Source organism: Amycolatopsis sp. NPDC051372 (assembly GCF_040682095.1).
In the GTDB taxonomy this organism is placed as follows: domain Bacteria; phylum Actinomycetota; class Actinomycetes; order Mycobacteriales; family Pseudonocardiaceae; genus Amycolatopsis.
Genome location: NZ_JBFBAF010000002.1, coordinates 31887 through 51671, shown reverse-complemented (window position 1 = coordinate 51671; position 19785 = coordinate 31887). Strand labels below are relative to the sequence as shown.

Annotated in this window: 19 protein-coding genes and 2 pseudogenes; 12 read left to right on the top strand and 9 right to left on the bottom strand. The window is 72.3% G+C overall.

Annotated features, from left to right (window positions below; genetic code table 11):
* The first annotated feature begins 12 nt into the window (after positions 1 to 12).
* The gene (locus tag AB0M56_RS04030) at positions 13 to 1065 is read left to right on the top strand and encodes an iron chelate uptake ABC transporter family permease subunit (RefSeq protein WP_364170858.1); all 1053 of its coding nucleotides are present in this window, start codon (positions 13 to 15) and stop codon (positions 1063 to 1065) included.
* Positions 1062 to 2102 carry an iron chelate uptake ABC transporter family permease subunit gene (locus AB0M56_RS04025; protein WP_364170856.1) on the top strand — a complete coding sequence of 347 codons (1041 nt, stop codon included), beginning with the start codon at positions 1062 to 1064 and terminating at the stop codon, positions 2100 to 2102. The genes AB0M56_RS04030 and AB0M56_RS04025 overlap by 4 nt, the downstream gene beginning before the upstream one ends.
* Before the next feature lie 3 nt (positions 2103 to 2105).
* On the opposite strand, the gene AB0M56_RS04020 is transcribed toward AB0M56_RS04025, so the two are convergent.
* The 4 genes from AB0M56_RS04020 to AB0M56_RS04005 all read right to left on the bottom strand — a co-directional run bounded on the left by AB0M56_RS04020 (position 2106) and on the right by AB0M56_RS04005 (position 5642).
* On the bottom strand, positions 2106 to 2945 hold the full coding sequence (locus AB0M56_RS04020; RefSeq protein WP_364170854.1) for a DMT family transporter: 840 nt from the start codon (positions 2943 to 2945) through the stop codon (positions 2106 to 2108).
* 82 nt (positions 2946 to 3027) lie between these two features.
* Positions 3028 to 3309 carry a barnase inhibitor gene (locus AB0M56_RS04015; protein ID WP_364170852.1) on the bottom strand — a complete coding sequence of 94 codons (282 nt, stop codon included), beginning with the start codon at positions 3307 to 3309 and terminating at the stop codon, positions 3028 to 3030.
* 269 nt (positions 3310 to 3578) lie between these two features.
* Positions 3579 to 4754 (bottom strand): serine hydrolase domain-containing protein, encoded by a 1176-nt coding sequence (locus tag AB0M56_RS04010; RefSeq protein ID WP_364170851.1) that lies wholly within the window; start codon positions 4752 to 4754, stop codon positions 3579 to 3581.
* Between the two features lie 516 nt (positions 4755 to 5270).
* A complete protein-coding gene (locus AB0M56_RS04005) occupies positions 5271 to 5642 on the bottom strand; it encodes a hypothetical protein (protein ID WP_364170849.1) in 372 nt (123 codons plus the stop codon).
* A gap of 191 nt (positions 5643 to 5833) precedes the next feature.
* Here AB0M56_RS04005 and AB0M56_RS04000 point away from each other — a divergent pair, with 191 nt between their 5' ends.
* From AB0M56_RS04000 to AB0M56_RS03975, 6 genes are all read left to right on the top strand, one after another.
* The gene (locus tag AB0M56_RS04000) at positions 5834 to 6334 is read left to right on the top strand and encodes a DUF664 domain-containing protein (protein ID WP_364171369.1); all 501 of its coding nucleotides are present in this window, start codon (positions 5834 to 5836) and stop codon (positions 6332 to 6334) included.
* Between the two features lie 17 nt (positions 6335 to 6351).
* Complete coding sequence (locus AB0M56_RS03995; RefSeq protein ID WP_364170847.1) at positions 6352 to 7062, top strand: MBL fold metallo-hydrolase; 711 nt, start codon at positions 6352 to 6354, stop codon at positions 7060 to 7062.
* A 261-nt stretch (positions 7063 to 7323) separates the two neighbouring features.
* Complete coding sequence (locus AB0M56_RS03990) at positions 7324 to 8157, top strand: ABC transporter permease (RefSeq protein WP_364170845.1); 834 nt, start codon at positions 7324 to 7326, stop codon at positions 8155 to 8157.
* Positions 8142 to 8870 (top strand): ABC transporter ATP-binding protein, encoded by a 729-nt coding sequence (locus tag AB0M56_RS03985; RefSeq protein ID WP_364170843.1) that lies wholly within the window; start codon positions 8142 to 8144, stop codon positions 8868 to 8870. Before AB0M56_RS03990 ends, AB0M56_RS03985 begins: the two co-directional genes overlap by 16 nt.
* Positions 8863 to 9891, top strand: a complete 1029-nt coding sequence (locus AB0M56_RS03980; RefSeq protein WP_364171367.1) for an ABC transporter substrate-binding protein — start codon at positions 8863 to 8865, stop codon at positions 9889 to 9891. Before AB0M56_RS03985 ends, AB0M56_RS03980 begins: the two co-directional genes overlap by 8 nt.
* Complete coding sequence (locus AB0M56_RS03975; RefSeq protein WP_364170841.1) at positions 9888 to 11048, top strand: LLM class flavin-dependent oxidoreductase; 1161 nt, start codon at positions 9888 to 9890, stop codon at positions 11046 to 11048. The genes AB0M56_RS03980 and AB0M56_RS03975 overlap by 4 nt, the downstream gene beginning before the upstream one ends.
* A gap of 1 nt (position 11049) precedes the next feature.
* Here the strand turns inward: AB0M56_RS03975 and AB0M56_RS03970 are convergent, their stop codons facing one another.
* From AB0M56_RS03970 to AB0M56_RS03955, 4 genes are all read right to left on the bottom strand, one after another.
* A complete protein-coding gene (locus AB0M56_RS03970; RefSeq protein WP_364170839.1) occupies positions 11050 to 11661 on the bottom strand; it encodes a class F sortase in 612 nt (203 codons plus the stop codon).
* Positions 11651 to 12517, bottom strand: coding sequence for a DUF4397 domain-containing protein (locus tag AB0M56_RS03965; RefSeq protein ID WP_364170837.1), 867 nt, complete (start codon positions 12515 to 12517; stop codon positions 11651 to 11653). Before AB0M56_RS03965 ends, AB0M56_RS03970 begins: the two co-directional genes overlap by 11 nt.
* A gap of 22 nt (positions 12518 to 12539) precedes the next feature.
* Complete coding sequence (locus AB0M56_RS03960; protein ID WP_364170835.1) at positions 12540 to 14384, bottom strand: phospholipid carrier-dependent glycosyltransferase; 1845 nt, start codon at positions 14382 to 14384, stop codon at positions 12540 to 12542.
* A 111-nt stretch (positions 14385 to 14495) separates the two neighbouring features.
* Complete coding sequence (locus AB0M56_RS03955; protein WP_364170833.1) at positions 14496 to 15254, bottom strand: IclR family transcriptional regulator; 759 nt, start codon at positions 15252 to 15254, stop codon at positions 14496 to 14498.
* A gap of 41 nt (positions 15255 to 15295) precedes the next feature.
* Here AB0M56_RS03955 and AB0M56_RS03950 point away from each other — a divergent pair.
* Both AB0M56_RS03950 and dmpG read left to right on the top strand, forming a co-directional pair.
* Positions 15296 to 16069, top strand: a pseudogene (locus AB0M56_RS03950) (acetylating acetaldehyde dehydrogenase).
* Between the two features lie 79 nt (positions 16070 to 16148).
* Positions 16149 to 17118 (top strand): annotated as a pseudogene (gene dmpG, locus AB0M56_RS03945) (4-hydroxy-2-oxovalerate aldolase).
* Positions 17119 to 17120: 2 nt separating this feature from the next.
* On the opposite strand, the gene AB0M56_RS03940 reads toward dmpG, so the two are convergent.
* Positions 17121 to 17717: a TetR family transcriptional regulator gene (locus AB0M56_RS03940; protein ID WP_364170831.1), complete on the bottom strand. Its 597-nt coding sequence runs from the start codon at positions 17715 to 17717 to the stop codon at positions 17121 to 17123.
* Positions 17718 to 17808: 91 nt separating this feature from the next.
* On the opposite strand from AB0M56_RS03940, the gene AB0M56_RS03935 reads away from it, so the two are divergent.
* Complete coding sequence (locus tag AB0M56_RS03935; RefSeq protein WP_364171366.1) at positions 17809 to 18735, top strand: oxygenase MpaB family protein; 927 nt, start codon at positions 17809 to 17811, stop codon at positions 18733 to 18735.
* A 15-nt stretch (positions 18736 to 18750) separates the two neighbouring features.
* Positions 18751 to 19776, top strand: coding sequence for an LLM class F420-dependent oxidoreductase (locus tag AB0M56_RS03930; protein WP_364170830.1), 1026 nt, complete (start codon positions 18751 to 18753; stop codon positions 19774 to 19776).
* Positions 19777 to 19785: the final 9 nt, after the last annotated feature.

Genomic DNA, 19785 nt, shown 5'->3' with positions numbered 1-19785 from the left:
CAGGAGGTGTCGGTGGTCGTCAGCGTCAGCCCACCCGTGGCGGCGGGGCCACCCGCGCACCGGGGGCGGGCCCGAACCCTGCGCGGCGGCGGCCTGGTGTGTGCCGTCGCGCTGCTCGTGCTGATCATGCTTGTCAGCCTCTGGGTGGGCTCGAAGAGCATCCCGTTCGGCTCGACCTGGTCGGTCCTCTGGCACAACGACGGCAGCGCGGACGCGGTCATCATCCACGACCAGCGGCTGCCCCGGACGCTGCTCGGCGCCCTCGTCGGCGCCGCCCTCGGGCTCGCCGGCGCGGTGATGCAGGCGCTCACGCGCAACCCGCTCGCCGACCCGGGCCTGCTCGGGGTGAACAACGGCGCCGCCGCCGCGGTGGTCTCGGCCATCGCGTTCACCGGCGTCACGACTGTCCTCGGCTACGTGTGGTTCGCGTTCCTCGGCGCCGCCGTCGCTTCGGTGGTGGTCTACCTGCTCGGCACGGCCGGGCGCGGCGGCGCGACGCCCGACCGGCTCGTGATGTCGGGCGCGGCGCTCACCGCTGTGCTGCAGGCCTACATCGGTGCGGTGCTGCTCATCGACCCCGACACGTTCAACCAGTTCCGGTTCTGGAACGTCGGCTCGCTCAGCGGCCGGCGCGTGGACGTGCTGGTGCAGGTGTCGCCGTTCGTCGCGATCGGCATCGTGCTGGCGCTGCTGCTCGCGCGGCCGCTGAACGTGCTCGCGCTGGGCGAGCAGACCGGCAAGGCGCTCGGCGCGCACATCGGCCGGACGCGGGTCCTGGGCGCGATCGCGGTCACTCTGCTGTGCGGCGCTTCGACGGCGGCCATCGGGCCGATCGCGTTCATCGGCCTGGCGGTGCCGCAGGCGGTGCGGATCCTGGTGGGTCCGGACCAGCGGTGGGTGCTGCCGTACTCGATGATCCTTTCGCCGGTGCTGCTGATCGGGTCCGACGTGATCGGCCGCATCCTCAACCCGCCGGAGGAGCTGCAGGTGGGCATCGTGACGGCGTTCCTCGGCGCGCCCGTGTTCATCGCGCTGTGCCGGCGCCGGAAGCTGGCGCGCCTGTGACCGCGATCGAGGAACGTCCCGTCCGGGTGCGGCGGGTTTCGCTGCGCGTGACACCGCGCGCGTTGGTGGTGGGCATCGTGCTCGCCGTGGTGCTTTTCGTGCTCAGCGCCGTCAGCATGACGACGGGCGACTACCCGCTGTCGGTCCTCGACGTCGTGAAGACGCTCTTCGGCTTCGGCGATGCGGGCACGGAGTTCATCGTGACCACGCTGCGGCTGCCGCGGCTGCTGCTCGCGGTCCTGGTCGGCGCGGCGCTCGCGGTGAGCGGCGGCGTGCTGCAGAGCCTGTCCGCCAACCCGCTGGGCAGCCCGGACGTCATCGGCTTCACCGAAGGCTCGGCGACCGGCGCGTTGCTCGTGATCGTGCTGGCGCACGGCGGTTCCGGTGCGGTGGCGCTCGGCGCGCTCGTCGGCGGGATCCTCACGGCGCTGGCCGTCGGGCTGCTCGCCTACCGGCGCGGGCTGCAGGGCTTCCGGATGATCCTGGTCGGCATCGGCGTCGCGGCCATGCTGACGGCCGTGAACTCGTACCTGATCACGCGGGCTTCGCTGCAGGACGCGTATGCCGCGCAGGCGTGGCTGGTCGGTGGTCTGAACGGCCGCGGCTGGGACGAGATCTGGCCGGTCGCGATCGCCGTGGTGGTGCTGCTGCCGCTCGCGTTCGGCTACGGCCGCCGGCTCGCGCTGCTGGAGATGGGCGACGACTCGGCCAAGGGGCTCGGTGTGCCGGTCGAGCGCAGCCGGGCGGTGCTGCTCGCGGTGGCCGTGACGCTGTGCGCGATCGCCACCGCAGCGACGGGACCCATCGCGTTCGTCGCCCTCGCCGCGCCTCAGCTGGCGAAACGGCTGGCGCGCTCGGCGAAACCGGCGCTGGTGTCCTCGGCGCTGATGGGCGCGCTGCTGCTCGTGGCCAGCGACCTGCTGACGCGCCTGGTGTTCGGTGAGGAAGGGCTGCCGGTCGGCATCGCGACCGGTGCGATCGGCGGTCTCTACCTGATGTGGCTGCTGTCGAACCAGTGGCGGCGCAACCGCGGCTGATCCTCAGACGGGCTGCTCGATCGGCGCCGGCTCGCCGAACCGGGCGAGCGCGAGCGCCGCGGTGACCGCGAGCACGAACCCGGTGACGGCCACGATCACGAAGCCGGGCCGCGTGCGGTCGCCGAGCAGCACGACGCCGACGAGCGAGGGCAGCACGGTCTCGCCGAGCACCATCATCGCGGTCGACGTGGTCACGCTGCCGCGCTGCAACGCCGTGGCGTAGAACAACATCGCCATGCCACCGGAGACGGCGACGAGGTAGAGCGCCGGGTCGGTCAGCAGGTCGAGCGGGGCGAGGCTCGGGATGATCCGGCCGGCCACGGCGACGAGCCCGAAGCACAGGCCCGCGACCAGGCCCAGCGCCGGCGTCCGGACGCGGCGCCCGGCCTTGCCCGCCGCGATCCCGGCCAGCCCGAGCACGACCACGGCGCCTGCGAGCGCCAGCCGGAAGCCCAAACCCACCTGATCCGAACCTTCGCTCTGCGCCGACGAACCCAGCAACGCGAGTCCCGCGCAGACCACGACCACGGCCGCCCACTCGCGCGCCCCGAGCCGCACGCCGAACACCCGAGCGGCCACGGCCGTCACCGCCAGGCTCGCCGCCTGCGTGGCCTGCACGACGAACAACGGCAACACGTGCAGGGCGGCGATCTGCGCGACGAACCCGAGCACGTCCAACCCCAGGCCAGCCACGTACTTCCACTGCCGCAGCACCCGCAGCAGCAACCGCGGGTCGACCCCTGCGCCCGCGTCGGGCGTCGCCTTCGCCGCCACGGCCTGCATCACCGAAGCGACGCCGTACGCCACGGCCGAGAGCAGCGCACACAGCAGTCCCCACACCATGACCGTCACCCTATTCCGGGCGCTCGAGCGGAGGTCAGGCTGTTCACCCGGCGGGTGTGCGGTCCGGTTCGGACAGCGCCGGTCAGGCCAGTTCCGGCAGGATGCCGTCCTCGGATTCGCGGCCGCCGGGGCCGTGGATGCGGATGATGTCGACGATCTTGTCGAACAGGGTCGGGCCCTCGCCGCGTAGGGCGGCGGCGATCATGGCGGCGACGGCGCAGCGGTTGTCCGGGTGGCAGTACCGGAGATTCTCTTCCGGCCAGTGCGCTGTCGCCTCGTACCCGAGCGCGCGGCGAGACAACTCCGAGTCGAGCCGGCGCAGGACCCAGGCGCCGCCGACGGAGACGTAGCCTCCCCGGAGCATGCCGTTGAGGGCGTCCAGGCTCCCACTCCGGCGGTGGCAATGGCATGACCCGCGTGGCAGGGTTCCCGTCATATCGAACACGGGTTCGAAGGTCGAGCCGGGTCTCAGCTTCGGGCCGAGGACACAGCCGAGGAAACCCGGCGGGATCGAAATGAGTTCACCGAGCGGCGCGTCCGCGCCGCGACCGGTCTCGGGCCGAGAAGGCGTGAACCGCCGTGAAGGGCGCTCCCCTGAAACGGGAAGAGCGCCCTTCACGGTTCTCGCCAGGTTCAGAGCGAGGCGTAGAGCGCCCGCTCGAAATCTGCGTACATCTGGAGCTGCCCCGGCGGGACGAACGGCAGCGACTGCGAGTAGATCGCGCCGGTGACGCCGCTGGCCGGGTCGACCCAGAAGTGCGAGTTGCACAACCCCGCCCACGCACCGCTGCCGGGCGCGCGCATGCCCGGCACCTGCGCCGTGGTGAGCACCAGGCCCCAGCCCCACTTGAGGCCCGGGCCGAGGTCGAGGTCGTGCGTCGAGGCCGGGTCCGCGGTGGGGATGTGCGCCGGGAACTCGATCTCGCCCACCTGATTGGTGAACGCCTCGTCCACTGTGGACTTCCGAAGCACCTCGACCCCGTCGAGCGTGCCGCCGCCGAGCAGCATGCGCTGGAACTTCAGGTAGTCGCGCGGTGTGGAGTAGAGCCCGTGGCCGGCAGTGTAGTACTCGGGCTCGGTGGGCAGGTCGATCTCCGTGACCGCCCACGTGCCGTCCTCACCCTGCACGTGGACGGGCACCAGGTTGGCCCGCTGCTCGGCGCTCGCGACGAACGTGGTCTCCGCCATGCCGAGCGGTCCGGTGATGTTCTCCTTGAAGTAGACGTCCAGCGACTTGCCGGACGCGGCCTCGACGACCCGGCCGAGCCAGTCGGTGTTGATGCCGTACTCGAACGTCGTACCCGGGTCGGCCACCATCGGCGCCTGGAAGATCACGGTTTTGCCGGCCAGCACGTTCGGCGTGCCGGTGGCCTGCTCCCACTTGACGATGTCGTCGTTCCAGAACCAGTAGCTCAGGCCGGTCGTGTGCGTCACCAGCTGCGCGACAGTCGCACGGCTCGCGGGCGGGCGCAGCACCGGGTTTTCGCCGTCGAAGCCCTCCAGCACCTGGACATCGGCGAACTCGGGCCGGTAGGTGTCGATGGGGGCGTCGAACTCGAGCTCGCCGCGGTCGCGCAGCTGCAGCGCGGCCACGGTGCCCACCATCTTGGTCATGGACATGATCCGGAAGTGCGAGTCGGCCGAGACCGGCTCCGGCGCCCCCACGGCACGAGGTCCGGCCGCGCCTTCGTAGATGATGCCGTCACGGTCCGCCGCGACGGCGACGACGTTGGGCGCGTGCCCAGCGCCGACCGCGTCTCGTAGCACTCGGTCGATAGCCGAGGTGTCGATCGTCGAAGTCGAGCTCACCGTTGAGTTCTCCTCATCACGTGTTGTGGGTCCCTGCCGGAACGACGGCCACGGATGCGCCGCCACCAATTGCGCGCTCGCGAACGGAGCGTGCCTGCCACCAGGACGATGGCGCTCGGGGTTCCGCGGGGCGGCGGGTGCCCCGGGGAACCGTGGTCTTCTCCACCGCCACCCGCGAACTGCTCGAACTTCCGCCGGCTGACGTCGCCGGCGAGTGCCCGGCCGAACTGGGCGATCCGCCCGGTGAGGTAAAGGCAGTGGTGGCCCGCAGCCGCGCCCCGCCCGGCTGGGCCTGGGCGACCAGCACGATGCCGGCCTGCGTCCGGCCGCCACCGGCGTCCTCGCCCTGGGCCAACGACGCGGAGCCGGTGTGCGCCGGCGTCGCGTTCGGCCGTGTGCTCGGGCCGGGCGAACGAGAGCCGGATCGGGCCGACGGCCACCCGCACCCGGCCGCGGTTGCGGTCGTCGCCGAGGTGCTTGGTGAGTTCCGCGCCAGGACCGAGCGAGGAAGCGTCATCACCGCTTTCCCCTCGTGGCGAAACGGTACGCGCGCGCCGGCTCCCGCGCACCCAGTGCGGACAGCAGCCGGCGCCGGCAGGCGGGCGAGCCGTGCGGGTCCCCGGCGGTGTCGACGAGCTCGCCGGCGAGCGCCGCCGGTTCAGCGAGGGCGTCCGCGTCGCCTCCGGCTTCGCGCACCATCGCGGTGACATCGCGAGTGACCGCCCGGCCGGACACACCGAAGGCCCTCAGCACGGCCTCCTCCACCTGCTCACCGGACACTCGGACCAGGATGGCGACGCCGGCGAGCGCGAAGTCGCCGTGGCGCCGGGCGACCTCGGCGAACCCGAAGCCCGCCCGCGCACGCGGCAGCGGGAACCGTACGGGCACGTTCTCGGGGACGAGGTCGCTCGACTGCGCACCGTTGAAAAACCAGGGGTGAATAAGCTCCTCACCACCGCGGGGTCCGACCTCAACCGGCAAAGGTCGGCAGCGCTCTCCATGTCACCGACGGGGGTCGGCGCGGGTGAGAACCACCGCGCAAATCGGTGACAACAAGCGCTCACAGCTGCGACGAAACACTGACGTCGTGCGCGTTCGTCGGTGACGAGTACCGTCCACGGTCACAGCCGGCCGTCCAGCTGCGTTTCCTCGAGTTCCCGCGGGCGACCGCGGTGAACAAGGGCGTGGGCCTCACCCGGGAGCAGGCGGCAGAGCCGCCGTTGCCGAGCTCGCCGCGGACGAGTGCGCTCGGGGCGGTGAAGCACCTGACGGCCGTCGAACGGTGGTGGCTCTCGATCGAGGCCGGTGGCTCCGACGCGCCGTCGTTGTGGCCGGATTCGCCGGACCCGCGCTGGGACCCGGCCGCCGGCGACGACCCGGTGTCGATGGTCGCCGCCTGCCGTGCGGAGTGGGAGCGGTCGGCTGCCGCACCGGCAGGGCTGAGGCCCGAGGACCGGACGCGCCGCGGCGGGGAGTTCACCGTGCGGTGGGTGCCGGCCCACGTCGTGCGGGAGACCGCCCGCCACGTCGGCCACCTCGACGCGCTGCGCGAGCCGGCGGACGGAGACGTGGGGGAGTGAGCCGATAGGCTGCCCGCATGGCAGACCAGCTGTACTTCCGCCAACTGCTCGCCGGCCGGGATTTCGCGGTCGGGGACCCGGTCGCGACGCAGATGGTCAACTTCGCCTACCTGATCGGCGACCGTGAGTCGGGTGAGGCCGTGATGGTCGATCCGGCCTACGCGGTGGGCGACCTGGTGCAGGTGCTCCACGACGACGGCATGCGCCTGGTCGGCGTCCTCGCCACGCACCACCACCCCGACCACGTCGGCGGCGACATGATGGGCTTCTCGCTGCCCGGCATCGCCGAGCTGCTCGCGATCCAGCAGGTCCCGATCCACGTCAACACCGAAGAGACCGAGTGGGTCCGCCGCGTCACCGGCGTGTCCGGCACCGACCTGCGCGCGCACGACCACGACGACGTGCTCAGCGTCGGCGCGGTCGACATCCGGCTCCTGCACACACCCGGCCACACGCCGGGCAGCCAGTGCTTCCTCGTCGGCGACCGGCTCGTCTCGGGCGACACGCTGTTCCTCGAGGGCTGCGGCCGCACCGACTTCCCCGGCGGCGACGCCGACGCGATCTACCGCAGCCTCCAGTGGCTCGCGACGCTGCCCGGCGACCCGGTCGTCTACCCGGGGCACCAGTACTCGGCCGAGCCGTCGGCCGCGCTGTCGCACGTGAAGGACACGAACTTCGTGTTCCGGCCGCGTTCCCTCGACGAGTGGCACCGGATGTTCGGCGCCTGACGCCGTCCCACTCCTCGGATCTCGCGCGCCTTCTGAGCGGGCACAAGCGGAACAAGCGCCGCGCCGGTTCCAGTGCCTGGGAGCCGGCCCGGGCTTTGTTGACGCGGTCCGCCGGATCGGGTGAAGCTCGGGGCATGAACCTCGGCGCGCTGCTCGTGAGCCGCCTGCACGTCGACCTCCGGCAGCAGGCGAGCGCGATCTGCCGTCCGCGCTGAGCAGTTCCCCTTTCCCTGTGGCAAAACCTGTACCCGGGAGAAATCCGTGTCGATTTCCACCACGGGTGTGCTGACGCGCGCCCGAAAATCCGAAGCCAACGGGCCGCCGAAGCCCGCGCAACGGCCGTCCCGGCGGCGAGTTTCCCTCCGCCGCTGGATCAGCCCGGTCGTGCTCGTGGCCGCGTGGCAGCTCGCGAGCTTCACCGGCGTGCTGCCACCCGAGAAGCTCAGCGCCCCGTGGACGGTGCTGACCAGCGCGTTCGACCTCGCCCGCACCGGTGAGCTGGGCAACGCGTTCGTCGTTTCGCTCGGCCGGGTCGGGGCGGGGTTCGCGATCGGCGCCGTCGCCGGCGTGCTGCTCGGGATCGTCGCCGGGCTGTCGCGGTGGGGCGAGGCGCTGGTCGACCCGCCCGTGCAGATGCTGCGGACGCTGCCGTTCCTCGGGCTGATCCCGTTGTTCATCCTGTGGTTCGGGATCGGCGAGGAGACGAAGATCGTGCTCGTGGCCCTCGGGGTCGCGTTCCCGCTCTACCTCAATGTCCACTCGGGAATCCGCACGGCCGACGCCCGGCTGGTCGAAGCCGCGCGGGCACTGGGATTCACGCGGGGCGAACGGCTGTGGCACGTGATCCTGCCCGGCGCGCTGCCGCAGGCGCTGGTCGGACTGCGGCAGTCGCTCGGGCTCGCGTGGCTGGCGCTGATCGTCGGCGAGACCGTGAACGCCGACGCCGGCCTGGGCTACCTGATCAACAACGCCCGTGAGTTCCTGCGCACGGACGTGGTGGTGGTCGGCCTGATCGTCTACGCGATCCTCGGCCTCGCGACCGACGCGCTGGTGCGGGTTCTGGAACGGAGGGCGCTGCGATGGCTGGCCCCGTGACACCGGTGGTCGCGGTGCGGGACCTGACGAAACGGTTCGGCGAGCGCACTGTCCTCGACGGACTCGAACTCGAGATCGGCCGCGGCGAGTTCGTCGCGCTGCTCGGCCGCAGCGGCTCGGGCAAGTCGACGCTGCTGCGCGTCCTTGCCGGGCTCGACACGGAGATCGACGGCACCGCGCGCGTCGAGGGCACCGTGTCGGTCGCGTTCCAGCAGCCGCGCCTGCTGCCATGGCGCAAGGTCTGGCGCAACGTCGTGCTCGGCCTGCGCCGCGACGGCGAGAACCGCTCGCGCGACCGCCGCGTCGCCGAGCTGGCACTGGAAGAAGTGCGGCTGTCCGGGCACGAGGACGACTGGCCGCTGACGCTGTCCGGCGGTGAGGCACAACGGGTTTCGCTCGCTCGCGCGCTCGTGCGCGAACCGGACCTGCTGCTGCTCGACGAACCGTTCGGCGCGCTCGACGCGCTGACCCGCCTCGCGATGCACCGGCTCGTCGAACGGCTGTGGCGCACGCACGAACCCGCGGTGCTGCTCGTGACCCACGACGTCGACGAGGCCCTGCTGCTCGCCGACCGCGTGCTGGTCCTCGACGAGGGCCGCATCGTCTCCGAACACGTCTTCGGCCACCCGCGCCCGCGGACGGCCACCGATCACGCCGACGTGCGCTCACGCGTGCTGGCCGACCTGGGAGTGACCGAAGGTGCACCTGCGTAACGCTGCCCGCAAAACCGCACTCGCGCTGGCCGCGGCCGTAGCGCTCGGCGGGCTCACCGCCTGCTCGTCCTCCGGAGCGGCGACCGGACCCGCGCCCGTGCCCGCCCCCGTCTCGGCGGCCGACCTGGCGAAGGTGACGCTGCGCGTCGGCGATCAGAAGGGCGGCGTGAAGTCGCTGCTCACGGCGGCGAACCTGCTGTCCGGCGTGCCTTACCGCATCGAGTGGTCCACGTTCACCTCCGGCCCGCCGCTGCTGGAGGCGGCCTCGGCCGGCGCGATCGACGTCGGCCGCGTCGGCAACACCCCGCCCCTCTTCGCGGCCGCAGCGAAGGCGAAGATCTCGGTGGTCAGCGTCGCGAAGAGCAACGTCGAGCGCGAGGCCATCCTGGTGCCGCCGGACTCGCCGCTGAAGGACGTGGCGTCCTTGCGGGGCAAGACGATCGCGGTGTCGAAGGGCAGCTCCGCCCACGGGCAGCTGCTGAACACGCTCAAGCGCGCGGGAATGTCCACGAAGGACGTGAAGCTGTCGTTCCTTCAGCCGTCGGAGGCGTACGCAGCGTTCACCCAGCACCAGGTGGACGCGTGGGCGATCTGGGACCCGTACACGGCCCAGGCGCAGCTCGACGCGCACGCCCGCGTGCTCTCCGATGGGCGCGGCAGCTCCAACGGCCTCGCGTTCGAGACCGCGAGCACCGCCGCACTCGCCGATCCGGGACGCAACTCCGCCATCCAGGACTTCGTGAAGCGCGTGGTCAAGGCGCAGCTGTGGGCGAACACCCACCGCGACGCGTGGGCGAAGGCGTGGGCTGCCGAGACGGGCCTGGAGCCCGCCGTGGCGCAGAAGGCCGTGTCCGCCGGGCGCGACGAGCCGATCCCGCTCGACGACTCGGTCGTCGCGTCGGAGCAGCAGCTCGCCGACGCGTTCACCGAAGACGGCACCTTACCCGGGAAGGTCGATTTCGCGGCGTTCGCCGACCGCCGCTACGGGCCTGCCATCGAAGCCGTGAGGAGCAACGGATGAGCCTGAAACTGCACTGGTTCCTGCCGACGAGCGGCGACGGCCGCACGATCGTGGAACGCTTCCACGCCAACAAGTCCCTGGGCCGGGTCGCGCAGCGACCGGCGGATGTCGACTACCTCGCCCAGATCGCCCGGGCGGCCGAGCAGCTCGGGTTCGAGGGTGTGCTCACACCCACCGGCACGTGGTGCGAGGACGCGTGGCTCACCACGGCCGCGCTGATCCGCGAGACGCGCCGGCTGAAGTTCCTCGTCGCGTTCCGGCCCGGCGTCATCTCACCGACGCTGGCGGCGCAGATGGCCGGTACCTTCCAGCGCTTGTCGTCGGGCCGGGTGCTGCTCAACATCGTGACCGGCGGCGACGCGGTGGAGCAGCGCCGCTTCGGCGACTGGCACGACCACGACGCCCGCTACGCCCGAACCGACGAGTTCCTCACGATCGTGCGTGGCGTGTGGTCGGGCCGCCCGTTCGACTTCTCCGGCGAGCACCTGGAAGTCGCGGGCGCGACCACCCTCGCCGCGCCCGATCCGGTGCCACCGCTGTACTTCGGCGGCTCGTCGCCCGCCGCGCTGCCGGTGGCCGCGCGCCACGCCGACGTCTACCTGACGTGGGGTGAGCCGCCCGCGCAGGTCGCGGAGAAGATCGGAAAGGTGCGCGCGCTGGCCGCGGCCGAGGGCCGGATCGTCCGGTTCGGCGTGCGCGTGCACACGATCGCGCGCGACACGTCGGCGGAGGCGTGGGCCGAAGCGCAGCGCCTGCTCGACGCGCTCGACCCCGCGCAGATCGCGCAGGCACAGGCCCAGCTCGCCGCCAGCGAGTCGGAGGGCCAGCGCCGCATGGTCGCGCTGCACGGCGGCCGCCTCGACGCGGGTGCGCGCGGGCTCGAGATCCACCCGCACCTGTGGGCCGGCATCGGCCTCGTGCGCGGCGGCGCGGGCACGGCGCTGGTCGGCAGCCACGAGGAGATCGCCGACCTCATCGAGGAGTACCACGCGGTGGGCGTCTCGGAGTTCGTGCTGTCCGGCTACCCGCACCTGGAGGAGGCGTACTGGTTCGGCGAGGGTGTGCGGCCGGCGCTGGCCCGCCGCGGTCTGCTGGCCGACGAGCCTGTGCTGCGGTTCGAAGAGGAGCTCGCGCAACGGAGTGTGGGGGCCCAGTAGGTCAGGTCCAGCGGGTCGAGGCGTAGACCACCACGTTGTCGCGATAGGACCGGGCGGCGGCGTCGAAGGCGCCGCCACAGGTGATCAGGCGCAGCGCGGCGCCCGGGGCGGGGCCGTACACGGCGTCGGTCGGGAAGGCGTCCTTCGGGTATCGCTGCACGGCGTCGACGACGAAGCGGGCGCCGCCGCCGTCGGAGCGTTCGACGCGGACCTCGTCTCCGGGCTGAAGCTCGCGCAGGCGGAAGAACGGCGCCGGGCCGGACCGGGAGTCCACGTGGGCGGCGATGACCCCCGGCCCGGGGTCACCCGGTGCCGGGCCGGCGGCGTACCAGCCGACGTCGGCGAAGCTCTCCGGCGCCCGCAGCTCGTGCGCCGGGCCGAGGGCGAGCGGGACCAGCCCGCGCACGTCGACCCCGATCGCCGGGATCATCAGGCGGACCGGGCTCACGCTCGCCGCGGGAGGCAGCGGCCCGATGCTGCCGGCCGGTTCGGTGGCTGTTGCCGTGGGAGCGGAGCCGGACGTCGTCGCGGAGACCACTGTGGACGGTGCGGGCGTGCATGCGGCGCAGGCCAGCGCGACCGCGCAGCACACCCGGATCAGGTCAGCGCGCACGGCCTTCCCGAATCCGCCGGACCAGCGGCGTGAGCACCAGCACGAGCAGGAACACCCCGACGCCGATCGCGAACCACCCTTCGGAGTGGTCGCCGCCGGACGCCGTGGCGCCGCCCCCGGTCTCGACGCCGAGCTTCGGCGGGTTCGGCAGGTCGGCGCCATCGGAGATCGGGGTCGCCTTCAGCGCGCCGTTGTCCTGCGTCACGAGCAACGTGGTCGACGAGCCCGCCGCCACGGGAACGTCGGCGTTCGCCTTGACGCTGCCGCTCGTCAGCTGCAGGGGCACGGTGCCCTCCGGCACTTCGGCGTACGGCGTGGTGTCGCCGTAGGCCGCGTTCGTGGCGAGCGCCATGCCGTCCGGCCCGCCGACGCTCACCGGCGCGGGTGTCGCCGACCCCTCGACCACGCGCACGCGGCCCTTGCCCGCGCCCGGGGCGGTGAGGTCGTCGGTCACGAGGGCGCCGTGCAGCGTCCCGTCCGGACCGTTCTCGAAGACCAGCAGCGAGTAGGCGGTCTGCTGTGCCACGGAGATCGTCGCGCTGAGCGCGGGTGCGGTCGTCGGTGCGGCGTCGGCGGGCCGCATCGAGAGCGTGTACTGGCCCGGGTCCAGCGACGAGTACGGCGTGACGGCGCCGTAGCCCGCCTTGCGGATCACCACCTTCTCCGGCTGCCCGAACGGCGCGAAGTAGATGTCGACCGGCGGCACACCCGGCGACAGGTGCCCGACGCGGATCCAGCCGACGCCGGGGCCGGGGCCGGGGCCGGTGGACGCTTCCGCGGCGGGAATGGTCGTGAGCAGCAGCAGCCCGGCGGCCGCGAGGAGACCGGTGGGTCTCAAAAGGGTTCGAAGGCGCATCGGAGGGGACCTTTCGGAGGGATCAGGGTGCGGTGAAGGAGGTGAGCAGGCCGGGCGGCGCGAACGGCGGGTAGGTGACGAGCACGCCGCCGGCCGTCCGCACGACCGAGGCCGGGCGGAACACGGCGCGCTGCCCGGCGTAGAACCGGGTGGCCGCGTCGTCGGCGCCGGTGACGAGCACCTGCCGGCGCGGCTGCCCCGCCGCGTCCTCGCCGGGCACGGGCGGGAACGCCGCGACGCGCACCGGCTGCTGCGACGCGAACGCCGCCAGCGTCGAGATCAGCCGGGGATCGAGATCGCCCCGGCCGAGCACGGCACGCGTTTCCGGCACGCAGTTCACGCGTCCGGACCTGGTGAGCGCGGCACCCGCGTGGGCCCGCGCGGTCTTCTCGCCGTTTTCGTCCGGCACGAGCACGGGCGGCCCGAGCCGGGCGACGGTGATTTGTCCCGCGCCGCTGCCGAACACCGCGGCCGCGTCGGGGGAGTCCACTGTGGAGGACTGGGCCAGTGCCGGTGGGGTGAGCGCGGCCCAGTCCGGTGGCGGGTTCGCGTCGGCCGTCGTGACGAGCAGCCCACTCGGCCACCCGCCCGCCGCGAGCGTGGTCCAGGTGGCGTCGTCGACGAGTACACGGGAGCCCACCGCGTTGGCCTGCAACCAGGTGCGGGCCTCGACGGCCGGGTCGGGGCCCGCTGGCCTGGGGCGCAGTGAGGTGAACCCGTACGTCCAGCTCAGCGCGAACGCCGCGGTCAGGACCACCGTGCCCACGGCGACGCCGGCCCCGGGCCGGGCGGGCGCGCGCCGGTGCTCCGGTTCGTGGTGCGCGGAAAGCACGGCGTGCGCCACCCCGGCCGCGACCAGCGGCGTGAGGGGCAGCAGCAGGGCCAGCACCGCAGTGGCCGGCAACCCGGGGACCGCGAGCAGACCGGCCACGAGAATGCCGGACACCGCGAGCGGGCGCACCGTCGCGACGAACAGGCCGGCGATCAACGCGAGCGCCGATACCGCCGTGAGGGCCGGATCGAAAACCAGCCACCTGGGCAGGGCCGGCTCGCCGCCGGTGGCGAGAGCGGGGCGTAACCACGCCGCCAGCGGCCCGAAGGCGAGGCCCAGGCCGAGGTTCACCACCACGGCGACGAGCCCGGCCCGCGCCGGAGAACGGCGCAGCAGCAGCCAGCCCGCGGCGGGCAGGAACAGCAGCGTGAGTGGTGAGGTCAGCACGGCGGCCAGCAGGCAGCCCGCGCCCAGCAGGTCCTGGGCAAGGCCGTGGCGCGCAGGTCCACTGTGGTCGCCGGTGGCGTCGGAGGAACGGAGAGGCGTGGCGACGAGGCACAGCCCGGCCAGTGCCCACATCACCGCGAGGTGCTCGACGACCACCACGTGCTGTAGCCCGATCGCCAGCGGCGACACGGCGAGCAGCACCGCGGCGACCAGTCCCGCCCAGCGCGGAAGGCCGAGCCGGCGGGCGAGCAGCCACACCAGCACCGTCGTCACCACCGTGGCAACGATCATCGCCTCGCGCACGGCGGCGACCGGCGTCGCCGCGCGGTCGAAGGCGTGGGACAACATCGTGTACCCGGCGAGCTGCAGCTGTCCGAACGGGCTGGCGCCGGCCGTGGTCGTACCGCCGTACGCCGTGAGGTGGCCGAGCGCGTAGGCGCGGGCGACGGTCGTGGCTTCTCCGGGCAGAGCGGGCGTGGTGGCCGAGAGGTAGACCACGCGCAGACCGCCGGCGAGGGCGAGCAGGCCGAGCACGAGATCGAGCGACAGCAGCCGGGCTCGGGCCGCCACGACGGGATCGCGGCGGACCCTGGAGATCGGCGTGGGAGACCGGCCCGGGAACGTGATCCCCCAGCTCTGCTGGGCCATCCGGACGATCGTAGTTACGGAGAATCACGGGACCAGACCTGCGCCCCCGACGTCATCCGAACGGCCTAACCCTCGCGTAACCCGTTGTGTGGCACGAATTTTTCCGACTGCTCAGGTCTGGACAAACGAACGCGACAACGCGAGCGCGACCGTGCGCACCGCCGGGGCGACACGCTCCGTGCGCATCCGGGTCGCCCAGCCGGTGATGGAGATCGCCGCGACCGCCGTGCCCGCCGCGTCGAGCAGGGGACTCACGGCACAGACCACTCCGACGCCGGACTCCTCTCGTTCGAACGCCACGCCCTCGGCGTGGATGCGCGTGAGCTGGCGGCGCAGCAACCCCGGCGCGGTGATGGTGCGCCGGCTGATGAGGGGGAGACCGGCGTCGATCACCCGCGCCACCAGCGGTTCCGGCGAGAACGCGAGGATGGCCTTCCCGACGCCGGTGGCGTGGGCCGGGAAGCGGCCGCCGATGCGGCACGGCACATCGGGGGCGTCCGGGCCACGCAGCACGTCGAGGTAGACCACCTCGGTGCCCTCCAACACGGCGAGGTGCACGGTGTTGCGCGTGGCCTCGCGCAGGTCGGCCAGCGACGGGCGCGCGGCCTCGACCAGACCACGGCGCCGGATCGCGAGCTGGCCGATCTCGAACAGCCGCAGCCCGAGCCGCAGCGCGGTGCCGTCGGGTTCGAGCAGGCCGGTGTCGCAGAGGTGGCGGGTCAGGCGGTGCACGGTCGTCTTCGCCAGCCCCGTCCGCCGCGCCAGCTCCGACACACCGACCGTGTCGTCGCCCGGTCGGAAGGCGCCCAGGATCGCCGCGACGCGCGAGGCGACCAGGCCTTCGCCGCCGTTCCGTCCAGTGGTACGCACGGGTTGAGTGTGCACCGCCGCGGCGAGGACCGTCGGAAAACATGGCGGAACGCAAGGTGACGGCCGCGATCGTCGGCCCCGGCAACATCGGCACGGACCTGCTCGCGAAGCTGCGGCGCAGCGAGAAGATCGACGTGCGGTACCTGGTCGGGTCGACCCGGTGTCCGACGAGCTCGCCCGCGCGGCGCGACTCGGCCTGGAGACTTCGGCGGACGGCGTCGACTGGCTCCTGCGCCAAGCCGAACTTCCGCAGCTCGTTTTCGAGGCGACGTCGGCGAAAACGCACCTCGCGCACGCGCCGCACTACGCCGAAGCGGGCATCCGCTCGATCGACCTGACGTGACTCCGGTGCCGTACGCGGAGATCGTCGCGTCCGTGTCCTCGCGCTCGGCCGGCGCGGGCACGCGCGCGAACATCGACGAGTTCACCGAAACCACCGCGCGGGGCCTCGAAGAGGTGGGCGGCGCAGCGAAGGGCAAAGCGATCATCATCATCAACCCGATGGACCCGCCCATGATCATGCGGGACACCGTGTTCTGCGCGGTCGCCGCCGACGCGGACTTCGCGGCGATCACCGACTCGATCCACCGCATGGTCGCCGAGGTCCGCCGGTACGTACCCGTTGCACGCTCAAAGCCGATCCGCAGTTCGATCCGCCGCGTCCCGAGTGGAACGGCGTCGCGCGCGTCGGCGTGTTCCTCGAAGTCGCGGGCAACGGCGACTACCTGCTCACCTACGCCGGCAACCTCGACATCATGACGGCCGCGGCGGCCCGCGTCGGCGACCTGGTGGCCGCTGAGCTGGTGTCGGCATGAGCGCGCCCCTCCGAACCAGCCGGCGGAGAACGCGTCGGTGCGACTGGTCGACACCACCCTGCGCGACGGCAGCCACGCCATGGCCCACCGTTTCACCGAACGCCAGGTGCGCAGACACTGCCTGCGCGCTGGACGACGCCGGGATCTCGCTCATCAAGGTGAGCCACGGCGACGGGCTCGGTGGTTCGACCTTCACCTACGGCTTCTCCCTCACCGACGAACGCGAGCTGATCGCCGCCGCCGTCGACGAGGCGAACCGCGCCAAGATCGCCGTGCTCCTGCTGCCCGGGCTCGGCACCGTCACCGACCTGCGCGCCGCCGCGGACCTCGGCGCCGGCGCCGCCCGCATCGCCACCCACTGCACCGAAGCCGACGTTTCCGTGCAGCACTTCGGCGCGGCCCGCGACGTCGGTCTGGAAACGGTGGGATTCCTGATGCTGGCGCACATGGCGGCGCCCGAGGACCTCGCGAAGCAGGCGCGGATCATGGCTGACGTCGCCTGCCAGTGCGTCTACGTGGTCGATTCCGCCGGCGCGCTCATCCTCGAAGAAGCCGCCGATCGCGTCGCCGCGCTCGTCGCGGAGCTGGGCGACGACGCGCAGGTCGGCTACCACGGTCACCAGAACCTCAGCTTCGGCGTCGCCAACTCCGTGCTCGCCCACCGCGCCGGGGCGCGGCAGATCGACGGTTCCCTCGCTGTCCTCGGCGCGGGCGCGGGGAACTCGCCGACCGAGGTGCTCGCGGCGATGTTCGAACGCCTCGGCATTCCGACCGGCGTCGACAAGGACGTGCTGATGGCCGCGGCCGAGAACGTCGTGAAGAAGTACCTGACCCGGCTGCCGGTGATGGACCGCTCGTCGATCGTGCAGGGCTTCGCCGGCGTGTACTCGAGTTTCCTGCTGCACGCCGAGCGTGCGGCGGAACGCTACGGCGTGCCGGCGCACGAGATCCTCTACCGCGTCGGCGCGGAGCGGTACGTCGGCGGTCAGGAGGACATGATCATCGACATCGCGTTGCGGCTGCGGGCAGAACGAGCCCCGGCACGATGAGCTCAGTGATCGAACTCGTCCGCCCCGAGCACCAGCCGGACGCAGTGCGCGACGAGCCGTTCCCGGCTCACCCGCAGCGTGCCGTCGAGGTAGGCGATGAACACGTTGCTCAGCGCGCCGACCAGTCCGATCGACACCAGCTGCCGGTCGGTCTCGTCGCCGCGCGAGAGCTGTTCGCCGACGAGGCCCGCGAACGCCGGCAACAGGTGCAGGCCGCGGCGCGTCAGCGCGGGATCGGTCAGCGGCGCCAGCAACAGCACCCGGCCCTGGCGCGGGTCGTCGACCAGGAGGGCCACGAACGCCCGCACGGCGCGTTCCGCCCGCCGCCGCGGATCGGCTGCGTCGCGGATCGCGTCGACCAAAGCCTGGCGCGCCCGCTCGCCGACGTGCTCGTACACGGCCGCGACGAGCTCCTCACGGTCGGTGAAGCTCTCGTAGAAGTAGCGTTCGGTCAGGTGGGCCTGGCGGCAGACCGCGCGCACGCTGACCGCCGCGGAGCCCTCGGTGCCGAGCAGGTCGAGGCCCGCGGCGACCAGCTGGTCCCGCCGCGCCGCCTTCCGATCGTCCAGCGTCGTGCCCGCCCACGTGCGGCCCGGCATATCCACTCCCGTAGTTGACCACGCCCGTTGTCACATCCTAACCTGACAACAGGCGTAGTCAGTTCATCGACACAACCAGGGGAGGGGCGCCATTCCGGGGGAGGAACCCGAACCGCTGGGACCGGACTCGCTCACGTGGCGCTACTTCGGCGACTGGCGGGGGCTGCTGATCGCCTTGTGGGCCGGGTCGATGCAGAACATGCATCCGGGTCTCGGCGCCGGCGTCGAGCAGCACTCGCGGTTCTTCGAGGAACGCTGGCAGCGGCTGTTCCGCTCGCTCTACCCGATCGGCGGCGTGGTCTACGACGGGCCGCTCGCCCGCCGGACCGCGCTCGAGGTGCGCGGGTACCACGACCGCATCAAGGGTGTCGACGCGAAAGGCCGCCGCTACCACGCGCTCGACCCGGACACGTTCTACTGGGCCCACTCCACGTTCTTCGTCAGCACGATCCTCATCGCCGACCACTTCATGCGCGGCATCGGCGAAGAGGAGAAGCGCGAGCTGTTCGACGAACACGTGCGCTGGTGGCGGATGTACGACATGACGATGCGGCCGGTGCCCGAGTCCTGGGAGGACTTCCGGCGGTACTGGAAGCACATGTGCGCCGAGGTCCTGGAGGACAACAAGGCCACGCGCGACGTCCTGGATCTGCGCGGCATCACGAAACCGCCGTTCCTGCCCTGGCTGCCCGACCTGCTGTGGCGGCCGGTCTCGGGGGTGATCGCGCGGCAGTTCGTCTGGCTCACGGTCGGGCTCTACGACCCGGAGATCCGCGACCTGCTCGGCTTCACCTGGACTGCGCGCGACGAACGCCGGCACCGCTTCGCCGGCCGCGCGATCAACGCCGTGTTCTCTCTCGTCCCGCACGACCGCCGCTACCACCCGCGGGCGCGCGCCGGCCGGCGCCGGGCGAGGGGTGAGGTGGCCGCGGGCGCGCCCGTGGTCGAGACTCCACGGAGGAACCTGCCGCCCGTGGGGGAACGCGGCAAGCCGGAGCACTACTCGCCGAACATCTGAAGCACGGAGGGCCGCATGAAGCTGGGTTACCACCTCGGGTACTGGGGGAGCGGCCCGACGCCGGGCGCGCTGGAGGCCGTGCTCGAGGCCGAGCGCCTCGGGTTCGACTCGGTGTGGTCGGCGGAGGCCTACGGCTCCGACGCGTTCACCCCGCTCGCCTGGGCCGGTGCGTCGACCAGCCGCGTGAAGCTCGGCACGAACATCGTGCAGATGTCCGCGCGCACGCCCACCGCCACCGCGATGACGGCGCTGACGCTCGACCACCTCTCCGGCGGCCGGTTCGTGCTCGGGCTCGGTGCGTCGGGCCCGCAGGTGGTGGAGGGCTGGTACGGCCAGCCGTACCCGAAGCCGTTGGCCCGCACGCGCGAGTACGTGGCGATCATCCGCCAGGTGCTGGCGCGCGAGGCACCCGTGACGTTCGACGGGCAGTTCTACCAGTTGCCACTGCAAGGAGGAGCGGGGCTGGGCAAAGCGCTCAAGCCGACCGTGCACCCGCTGCGCGCAGACCTCCCGATCTACCTCGCGGCCGAAGGACCCAAGAACGTCGCGCTGTCGGCGGAGATCTGCGACGGCTGGCTGCCGCTGTTCTTCTCGCCCAAGGCCGACGCGTTCTACCGGGCCGCGCTCGCCGAGGGGTTCGCCCGGCCGGGCGCCCGGCGCAAGCCCGAGGACTTCGAGGTGCCCGCTTCGGTACCGGTGATCGTCCACGACGACGTGGAGGAGGCGGCGAGCTGGATCAAGCCGGCGCTCGCGTTGTACATCGGCGGCATGGGCGCCAAGGCTGTGAACTTCCACCACGACGTGTTCGCGCGCCTGGGTTACGAGGAGGTGGCCGACAAGGTACAGGAGCTCTACCTCGCCGGGCGCAAGGACGAGGCCGTCGCCGCGATCCCGACGTCGCTCGTGGAGGACACCTCGCTCGTCGGCCCGGCCGCGAAGATCCGCGAGGAGCTCGCTGCCTGGGAGGACACTGTGGTCACGACGCTGCTGCTGCGCGGCGACGCGGGATCGCTGGCGAAGGTGGCCGAAGCCCTGTCGTGAGCAGGGCAC

Excerpts from the sequence above, each read along its gene's own strand:
- AB0M56_RS04020 (WP_364170854.1), bottom strand. The coding sequence starts at position 2,945 with ATGGTGTGGGGACTGCTGTGTGCGCTGCTCTCGGCCGTGGCGTACGGC.
- AB0M56_RS04015 (WP_364170852.1), bottom strand. The coding sequence starts at position 3,309 with ATGCTCCGGGGAGGCTACGTCTCCGTCGGCGGCGCCTGGGTCCTGCGC.
- AB0M56_RS03995 (WP_364170847.1), top strand. The coding sequence starts at position 6,352 with ATGGCAGACCAGCTGTACTTCCGCCAACTGCTCGCCGGCCGGGATTTC.
- AB0M56_RS03985 (WP_364170843.1), top strand. The coding sequence starts at position 8,142 with ATGGCTGGCCCCGTGACACCGGTGGTCGCGGTGCGGGACCTGACGAAA.
- AB0M56_RS03975 (WP_364170841.1), top strand. The coding sequence starts at position 9,888 with ATGAGCCTGAAACTGCACTGGTTCCTGCCGACGAGCGGCGACGGCCGC.
- AB0M56_RS03965 (WP_364170837.1), bottom strand. The coding sequence starts at position 12,517 with ATGCGCCTTCGAACCCTTTTGAGACCCACCGGTCTCCTCGCGGCCGCC.
- AB0M56_RS03960 (WP_364170835.1), bottom strand. The coding sequence starts at position 14,384 with ATGGCCCAGCAGAGCTGGGGGATCACGTTCCCGGGCCGGTCTCCCACG.
- AB0M56_RS03940 (WP_364170831.1), bottom strand. The coding sequence starts at position 17,717 with ATGCCGGGCCGCACGTGGGCGGGCACGACGCTGGACGATCGGAAGGCG.
- AB0M56_RS03930 (WP_364170830.1), top strand. The coding sequence starts at position 18,751 with ATGAAGCTGGGTTACCACCTCGGGTACTGGGGGAGCGGCCCGACGCCG.